Here is an 8,538-nt window from a genome sequence, read left to right as displayed (position 1 = left end):
CTGAGCCGGCCGCCGACCGCGCCGGCCCGCTCGCGCATGCCGATCAGGCCGAAGCCGCTCTCGCTCGGGGGGTGCCGGGGCAGCGGGACCGCGCGGGGGCGGCCGGTCGCGGTCGGACGGCCGTTGGCGACGCTGACCGCGACCCGGCTGCCGCTGTAGGCGAGGGTGATCTCGGCGTCGGCGCCGTGGGCGTGCTTGGCGACGTTGGTCAGCGACTCCTGGACGATCCGGAAGGCGGTGAGGCCGACACCGGGCGACAGCGGGCGGGCCTCCCCCTCGACGGTGAGCCGGACCGGCAGGCCGGCCCGCTCGAAGGTGTTGATCAGCTCGGGCAGCCGGTCGAGCCCGGGGGTGGGTTCGAGCGGGGCGGGCTCCTCGGCGCGGCGCAGCAGGCCGACGGTGGCGCGCAGTTCCTGGAGGGCCGAGCCGGTGGCGTCGGTGATGTGGCTGAGCACCTCGCGGGCCTGGACGGGGTGATTGTCCATGAGGTGGACGGCGATGCCGGCCTGGGCGTTGGCGAGGGCGATGTGGTGGGCGACCACGTCGTGCAGGTCGCGGGCGATCCGGATCCGCTCGTCGGCGACCCGCCGGAGGGCCTCCTCCTCGCGGGTGCGTTCGGCCCGTTCGGCGCGCTCCTCGATGGCCGCGAGGTGGGCGCGGCGGTTGCGGATGGAGTCGCCGAGGGCGCCGGGCAGCAGGGCCCAGGCGAGGACGCCGAGCCGTTCGCCGATCGGGCCGCTCGGGCCGAGCAGCAGCGCCATCCCGGTGAGCAGGACGGCGGTGACGATCGAGGCGCGCAGCGCGGTGGCCCGGTCGGTGCGGACGGCGAGGCAGTAGAGCGCGACCAGCAGCGGGGCGGCCAGGGCCGGGCTGAGCCGGGGGCTGGTGGAGGTGAGCAGCACGGTGCAGAACAGCGTGACGGCGACCACCGCGCGCGGGTGGCGGCGATGGGCGAAGACGGCGGTGGCGGCGCCCAGCGCGATGGCGCCGGTGAGCGGGTCGAGTCCGATGTAGCGGCCGCGGCTCTGGTCGATGGTGGCTCCGAGGCCGGTGACCGTGATCAGGGCCGCGCCTCCGGCGATGTCGAGCAGCCGCGGATGGTCGCGGCGCAGGCGCTGCCAGATGTCGCTCATGCTCGTGCTCTCCGGGTCGGGTTGCCCTGGCCGCGCCCTCGCCGGGCGGCACCGGTTCGTGCCGCGCGGGCCCCGGTGGGGGTGGCGGTCCTGGTCGGAGGCCTCCGCGACGGGCGGTGGCCTCCGACAGCAACGGTAAACGGTTGGGCTCGAACCGGTGTCCGAGCCGGATGTGACCGGACCCGGCCGTGGCGGTGCCTGGCCGGGTCCGGGATGGTGCCAGGACCGGCCCGGATGGTTCCGGGCCGGACCGGGCGGCACCGGTCTAGACGGTGACCGACTCCCTGGCCTGAGCCTGCTCGGGGGCGGCGGCCTCCAGCTTGCTGCCCTCAACGTCGACGTCCGGTATCAGCCGGTCGAGCCAGCGCGGCAGCCACCAGGCGCGGCGGCCGAGCAGGGCGAGGACGGCCGGGACGATGGCCATCCGGACGATGAAGGCGTCGAAGGCGACGGCCGCGGCCAGGCCCAGACCCATCATCTTGATCATCGGCTCGTTCATCCCGATGAAGCCCGCGAAGACGGCGATCATGATGAGGGCCGCGGCGGTGACCACCCGGGCGTTGTGCCGGAAGCCGGTGACGATCGCCTCGCCGGGCTCCTCGCCGTGGACGAAGCCCTCACGGATCCGGGTGACCAGGAACACCTCGTAGTCCATGGCGAGGCCGAAGACCACACCGATCATGAAGATCGGCATCATGCTCATCACCGGGCCGGTCTGCTCCACCCCGATCAGACTGGCCAGCCAGCCCCACTGGAAGACCGCGACCACGGCGCCGAGCGCGGCGACCACCGAGAGCAGGAAGCCGAGGGCCGCCTTCAGCGGGACGAGGACGGAGCGGAAGACCACCAGCAGCAGGATGACGGCGAGGCCGACCACCACGGTGAGGTACGGCAGCAGCGCGTCGGACATCTTCTGGGAGACGTCGATGTTCATCGCCGTGGTGCCACTGACCAGGACCGTGGCCCCGGTGGCCGTCTTCAGGCCGGCCGCGTCACCGCGGATGGCGTGCACGATGTCCTTGGTCTCGGCCTCGCTCGGACCGGTCGCGGGGACGGCGTTCAGCAGGGCGGTGTCGCCCTCCTTGTTGAACATCGGCGGCGTCACTGCGACGACCCCGGGCAGGCCGGAGACCTTCTTGGCGACCTCGTTCGCGGCGGCCTTCGGGTCGGCGACGCCCTTGGCGTCCACCATGACCGTCAGCGGGCCGTTGAAGCCGGGACCGAAGCCCTCGGAGAGCAGGTCGTAGGCGCGGCGCTGGGTGGTGGAGGTGGGCTTCGACTCGTCGCCCGGCAGGCCGAGCCGCAGGTCGAGGGCCGGGGCGGCGAGCACGCCGAGCGCGATCACGCCGCCGAGCAGCACCGCGAGCGGACGGCGCAGGATGAAGCGGGCCCAGCGGGCGCCACCGTTCTCCTTCCCGGCCGGGGCCCCCGCAGCGCCCGCCTTGCGGGCCTTGCGGGGCAGCACCTTGCGGCCGAGGAAGCCGAGCAGCGCGGGGACCAGGGTGAGCGCGACCAGCACGGCGATCACGACCGTCCCGGCGGCGGCCATGCCCATCTTGGCCAGGATCGGGATGCCGACCACGGAGAGGCCGGCGAGCGCGATCACCACGGTGAGGCCGGCGAAGACCACCGCGGAGCCCGCGGTGCCGACGGCCCGGCCCGCCGCCTCCTGGGGCGCTCGGCCCTCGGCGAGTTCGGCGCGGTAGCGGGAGACGATGAACACCGCGTAGTCGATGCCGACGGCGAGGCCGAGCATCATCGCGAGCGTGCCGGTGGTGGCGGAGAGCCCCAGCGTGCTGCCGAGCGCGGTGATCAGCGCCATGCCGAGGCCGACGCCGATCACCGCCGTGAGCAGTGGCAGGCCGGCCGCGAGCAGCGAGCCGAAGGTGATCACCAGGACGACGGCGGACAGCGCCATGCCGATCGCCTCGCTGCTGCCGCCCGCGTCGGGCTTGGCCATCAGCGCGGTGCCGCCGATCTCGACCTTGAGCCCCGCGTCCCGGCCGTGCTGGGCGGCCTGCTCCAGGGTGTCGGTGGCGTCCTTGGACACCTCGCCGACCTTGGCGGAGTAGTTGACCGTCGCGTAGGCGGTGGTGCCGTCCTGGGAGACCGCGCCCTGCATCTTGAACGGGTTCACCGCGCCGGTGACCTGCTGGGACCGGGCGACCTCGTCGACCGTCCGCTCGACCGCCTGCTGGTTGGGCCCGGCGGTGATCTTCTGGCCGGAGGGGGCGACGAACACCAGGCGCGCCATGGCCCCGTCGGCGTGGCCGCCGGGGAAGCGCTCGTTCATCAGGTCGAAGGCCTTCTGCGCCTCCGTACCGGGCATCGCGAAGCCGTCGTCGGGTGCGGCGGGCGCCTTGGCCGCCAGGACTCCGCCGACCGCCAGCACGGCGACCCAGAGGAAGGTCACCAGCCGGCGCCGGACGAAGGCCCATCGGCCCAGGCTGTAAAGGAACGTGGCCACGGGAGAGCGGACTCCTTCGGATGCGGTTCTCGGGAACGAACGCGCCGCGGCCGGCCGGAGGTCCTGGTGGACGCGGTCCGCCGCAGCATGACCAATCCTTGATCGCCGGCCCCTGCTCCGTCGTCGTCCCTGTGCAGGCCGTTTGCGTACTGCGGACGCAGTAGTGCCATCCCCCGCACGGAGGAGCGCACGCCCGGCACCGGAAGTAGTGCCCGGACCTGCGGCGGAAGCAGATCCGGTCACCCGCGCGGGCCTCGACGGCGGGCCGCGGTCCGGTGGGCGAAGTAGCGTGATGTGCCTGACCCGTCCGCTGACGTGCGGTTCGGGAGGATCCGTCCCGATCGGTGCTGCTCGCGCAGCCCGCCGCCGGAGGTGCCCCATGGGCGTTCCAGCCGCCCGCATCGTGTTCGACGAGAGCGACCGCGCGGCGGTCGCCGAAGCGGTGACCGAGATGCTCACCACCGGCGCGCTGACCCTCGGTCCGTGGACCGGGCGCTTCGAGCAGGCCTTCGCCGCCGAGCACGGCGCCTCGCACGCCGTCGCGGTGAGCAGCGGCACGGCGGCGCTGGAGGTGATCCTGCGCAGCGTCGACGTCCGGGGCCGCGACGTGGTCGTCCCCGCCGTCACCTTCTACGCGACCGCCGGCGCGGTGGTGCACGCGGGCGGGCGGCCGGTGTTCGCCGACGTCGACCCGGCCACCCTCGCGCTCTCCCCCGAGGCCCTGGAGGCGGCGCTCACCCCGGACACCGCCGCGGTCGTCCTGGTGCACGTCGGCGGGCTGGTCGGCCCGCAGGTGCACGCCCTGCGGGCGCTCTGCGACCGGCGCGGCGTCCCGCTGGTCGAGGACGCCGCGCACGCCCACGGCAGCAGCTTCGAGGGGCGTGCCGCCGGGACCTTCGGCCTGGCCGGGGCCTTCTCCTTCTACCCGACCAAGGTCACCACCAGCGGCGAGGGCGGGATGATCCTGACCGAGTCGCCGGAGCTGCGCGACGAGGCCCGGATCTACCGCGACCAGGGCAAGGGCTCGTTCACCACCAACCACCACGTGAGGCTCGGCTACTCCTGGCGGATGAGCGAGCCGCACGCCGCGATCGGCGCGGTGCACCTGCGCCGGCTGAAGGAGTTCATCGAGACCCGCCGGGCCGTCGCCCACCGCTACGACGCGGCGCTGTCAGGGCTGGACGGGCTCGACCCGGTGCTCGAACCGCCCGGCTGCCGCGGCAACTACTACAAGTACGTGGCGCTGCTGCCGGCCGGGGTGGACCGCGCGGAGTTCAAGCGGACGCTGGCCGAGGAGCACGGGGTGCGGCTGTCCGGCGAGGTCTACGACCTGCCGCTGCACCTCCAGCCGGTGCTCGCCCCGTACCGGCGCGGGCCGCTGCCGGTGGCCGAGGACGTCTGCGCGCGGCAGGTCTGCCTGCCGGTGCACTCCGACATGACCGAGGACGAGACGGAGCAGGTGATCGACGCCGTCTCCGCGGTGTACCGGCACCTGGCCGGATAGCCGGAGCGAAGGGAGCAAGATCGTGCGGATAGCCGTCACCGGGGGCTGCGGATTCATCGGCTCACACGTCGTGGACCACCTGATCGCGGCCGGCCACGACGTCCTCGCGGTGGACACCACCGACAAGTACCTCAACCCGGACGCCGAGCACGCGCGGCTCGACGTCCTCGACCTCAAGGCGCTCACCGCCGCGCTGGCCGGCAGCGAGGTGGTCTACCACCTGGCCGCGATGGCCGACGTCGAGCGGGTCAGCGCCGACCCGGTCCGCGCGGTGCGGACCAACATCGACGGCACCGAGGCCGTCCTGGAGGCCGCCCGGCGCAGCGGTCTGAGCCGGACCGTGCTGGCGAGCACCGTCTGGGTCTACGGAGCCGCCCTCGCCGACGAGCAACTCGACGGCGGGGAGCAGGAGTTGGACGAGCACGTGCCGATCGAGCTGGAGCACAGCGGCCACCTGTACGTGGCCACCAAGCTCGCCGCCGAGATGCTGGTGCACAGCTACCGCGAGCTCTACGGGCAGCACTTCACCATCCTGCGCTACGGCATCCCGTACGGGCCCAGGATGCGCGACGAGCTGGTCGTCGCCCGGTTCGTCCAGGCCGCGCTGGCCGGGCGGCCGATCACCATCGCCGGCGACGGCCGGCAGAGCCGCAACTTCGTCTACGTCGAGGACCTCGCCGACGCCCACGTGCGGGCCCTCTCCCCCGCCGCCGAGGACCAGACCTTCGCGCTGGAGGGCTCGACGGCCGTCTCGGTGCGGGACATCGCCGACACCGTGGACGGGCTGCTCGGGCCCGTCACCATCGAGCACATCGACGGACGGAAGGCCGACTACGCGGGGCGGCGGATCTCCTCGGCGCAGGCCAAGCGGCTGCTGGGCTGGTCGCCGAGCACCAACTTCACCGACGGCGTGCGCCGGTACGCGGACTGGTACCGGGCCTCGCTCGGCCCGGCCGCCGCCGGCTGACGGGGCCGCCCGATGCCGCACGCCCTGCTGATCTCGGGATCGCTCGGGCAGGGCCACGACGTGATGGCCCAGGCCTGCGCGGACACCCTGCGCGAGCGCGGCTGGACCACCCGCACCGTGGACGCGATGGCCCTGCTCGGCCGGCGCTCGGGCGCGGCCGGGGAGGCGGTGTTCCGCCGGCTGCTCGACCTGCCCGGGGCGTACGACGCCTTCCACTTCTCGGCGCTGCGGCCGGGCGCCAGGATCGCGCTGCTCGCCGACGCGGCGGCGCGCGGCCGGCTGGTCCCCGCGCTGCGGGAGCTGATCGAGGCGCAGCGGCCACAGCTGGTGGTCTCGGTGTTCGCCACCGCGACCTCGGCCGTCAACCGGCTGCTGCGGCAGGCGCCGGAACGGGAGTTCCGGCACTTCGTGTTCTGCACCGACGTGACGCCGCACCGGCTCTGGGTGCAGGAGGGGACGGACCTGTTCCTGGTCACCTCGGAGGTCGCCGGGTGCGCGGTGCGACGGTACCTGCCGGACGCCGACATCGCCGTCGTGCCCGCGCCGCTGCGGGAACCGTTCTACCGGCCGCCGGAGCGGGCCGCGGCCCGGGCGGAGCTGGGCGTGCCGGCGGGCGCCCGGTGCGTGCTGCTGATGTCGGGCTCCTGGGGGCTCGGCCCGCTCGCCCGCACCGCCGCCTCACTGGCCGCCGCCGGGCCGTACGTGCTCGCGGTGGCCGGGCGCAACCGGGAACTGGAGTGCCGGCTGCGGGCCGCCGCGCGCCGGGAGCCCCGGCTGCACCCCTACGGGTACACCGACCGCGTCCCCGCGCTGATGGCCGCCGCCGACCTGGTCGTCACCAGCTCGGGCGACACCTGCAGCGAGGCCCGCGCGCTGGGGCGGCGGCTGCTGCTCCTCGACGTGGTGCAGGGGCACGGACGCGACAACCTCCAGCACGAGCTGGAACTCGGCCACGCCGACGTCGCCACCGCCCGCCCGGCCGAGGTGGTCCGCAACGCCCTGGCCGCGCTCGGCCGCCCCGAGCCCGCGCCGTCCGTCGGCGCGACACCGGCGGCGTGGCAGGCGGGGTTCGGGGCGGCGCTGCGGCGGGTGGGGCTGGGGTAAGCCGCGGCAGGCGGGATGCTCCTATGGCTGTCAGTACAGGCCGTCGGTGCCCGAACAGGTGAGGGTGCCGGTCACCGTGCCGGTGTCGCCGAGTTCCTCGGTGACGGGCATCGCGGTGAGCGTCGCGCCGTGGGCGGTGCGGCTCGCCTGCCCGCCGATCGGGACGCTGCCCTTCCAGAGCACCGGACGGAAGCCCTTGAGGGTCAGCAGCAACCGGGCCTCGCCGTCCTTGAGGACGAGTTCGGCGAGTGCGTCGTTCAGGCTCCTCGGGGTCGCGGTGAGGCTCAGGGCGCCGGTCGGTGTGGCCTCGCCGACGCAGGCGACCGAGGCGAAGCGGTAGCTGCCGCCGTTGGCCGCGTCGAGGGTCAGGCCGCTGCCGGCGGGCGTCCCTGACCCCGGGTCGGGGGTGCCGGAGGACGGCGTGACGGACGGAGCGGGAGCGGTCGGGGCGGGAGCGGTCGGTGACGCGGCCGAGGCCGAGGGCGGGCCGGACGAGACGACCGGCCCGGGCGACGAGCCGGAGCCTCCGCAGCCGGCCACCAGGAGGGCGGCTGCGCCCAATGCGGCGAAGGACCAAAGTCGGTGCGCTGAACGGACGTTGACGTTCACGGGAGCCCCCTGCTCGTTCGGCGTGGTGATCCTGACGACGCGTCGGTCAGGCCGGACGGTTCCGCCCGGCGGGCGGGGGCACCCCGTGGTCGCGGAGGGGGCCGAGGGTGAGCCGGTGGGTGCGGCAGTGGGCGGCGATCAGCGGGAGGGCGGCGAGGGTGGCGCGCCAGGAGTCGGGGGCGGAGGTGCAGTCGGAGTCGTGCAGCAGGAGGGTGGCGCCGCCGGTGAGGCCGGGGCGGGCGGTCGCGTAGACGGACTCGCCGGTGGCCTCCGCCGTCCAGTCCCGCCCCCAGGCGGTCCACAGCACGCTGCGCAGTCCGAGCCGGCGGGCGGCCAGAGCGGGACCGGCGGTCAGGACGCCGTACGGCGGGCGGTACCAGAGCGGGCGGGCACCGCAGAGGTCGGTCACGGCCTCGTCGGCGCGGCGCAGTTCGCGCAGGTCACGGGCGGGGGCCGGGTACCACTGCTGCCGGTGGTGCCAGCCGTGGACGGCCACCTCGTGGCCGCGCAGCACCAGCTCGCGGCCGAGCGCGGGGGCGCGTTCCAGCATCGCGCCGAGCAGGAAGAAGGTGGCGCGGACACCGAGTTCGTCCAGCGCGTCGAGGACGTACGGGGTGCTGCCCGGATCGGGGCCGTCGTCGAAGGTCAGGGCGATGTGGCCGGGCGCGGTGCCGTGGCCGGCGGTGCGCCGGGCCAGGGTGCGGCGCAGCGGCGGGAGCCGGACGGCGGCCGGGGCGAGGTGCAGGAACTCGAC

At 74.7% G+C, this 8,538-nt stretch carries 7 protein-coding genes; 3 read left to right on the top strand and 4 right to left on the bottom strand.

Annotated elements, in window-relative coordinates; all coding sequences use genetic code 11:
* A partial coding sequence (locus BU198_RS27365; RefSeq protein WP_188299549.1) for a sensor histidine kinase occupies window positions 1–1,133 on the bottom strand: 1,133 nt, incomplete at its 3' end.
* Window positions 1,134–1,398: 265 nt separating this feature from the next.
* Window positions 1,399–3,600, bottom strand: coding sequence for an MMPL family transporter (locus BU198_RS27360; protein WP_188299548.1), 2,202 nt, complete (start codon window positions 3,598–3,600; stop codon window positions 1,399–1,401).
* Between the two features lie 379 nt (window positions 3,601–3,979).
* Here BU198_RS27360 and BU198_RS27355 point away from each other — a divergent pair, with 379 nt between their 5' ends.
* From BU198_RS27355 to BU198_RS27345, 3 genes are read left to right on the top strand one after another with little or no spacing between them, the layout of a single operon-like run.
* Complete coding sequence (locus tag BU198_RS27355) at window positions 3,980–5,104, top strand: DegT/DnrJ/EryC1/StrS family aminotransferase (RefSeq protein ID WP_188299547.1); 1,125 nt, start codon at window positions 3,980–3,982, stop codon at window positions 5,102–5,104.
* A 22-nt stretch (window positions 5,105–5,126) separates the two neighbouring features.
* Entirely contained in the window at window positions 5,127–6,071 is a 945-nt protein-coding gene (locus BU198_RS27350; protein ID WP_188299546.1) for an NAD-dependent epimerase/dehydratase family protein, read from the top strand.
* Window positions 6,072–6,083: 12 nt separating this feature from the next.
* Entirely contained in the window at window positions 6,084–7,175 is a 1,092-nt protein-coding gene (locus BU198_RS27345; RefSeq protein ID WP_188299545.1) for an MGDG synthase family glycosyltransferase, read from the top strand.
* A gap of 30 nt (window positions 7,176–7,205) precedes the next feature.
* Here BU198_RS27345 and BU198_RS27340 read toward each other — a convergent pair whose 3' ends face one another.
* Window positions 7,206–7,736, bottom strand: coding sequence for a hypothetical protein (locus BU198_RS27340; RefSeq protein WP_188299022.1), 531 nt, complete (start codon window positions 7,734–7,736; stop codon window positions 7,206–7,208).
* Window positions 7,737–7,830: 94 nt separating this feature from the next.
* Complete coding sequence (locus BU198_RS27335; RefSeq protein WP_188299550.1) at window positions 7,831–8,529, bottom strand: polysaccharide deacetylase family protein; 699 nt, start codon at window positions 8,527–8,529, stop codon at window positions 7,831–7,833.
* Window positions 8,530–8,538 lie beyond the last annotated feature (9 nt).

Origin of the sequence: Streptomyces sp. CBMA156 (assembly GCF_014596515.1) — a bacterium.
Taxonomy (GTDB): domain Bacteria; phylum Actinomycetota; class Actinomycetes; order Streptomycetales; family Streptomycetaceae; genus Kitasatospora.
Note: the sequence above shows the minus strand (reverse complement) of the source record. Positions and strands in the feature narration are given on the sequence as shown.

Bases quoted from the DNA above. Each gene is read 5' to 3' on its own strand.
- BU198_RS27355 (WP_188299547.1), top strand. From the start codon at position 3,980: ATGGGCGTTCCAGCCGCCCGCATCGTGTTCGACGAGAGCGACCGCGCG.
- BU198_RS27345 (WP_188299545.1), top strand. From the start codon at position 6,084: ATGCCGCACGCCCTGCTGATCTCGGGATCGCTCGGGCAGGGCCACGAC.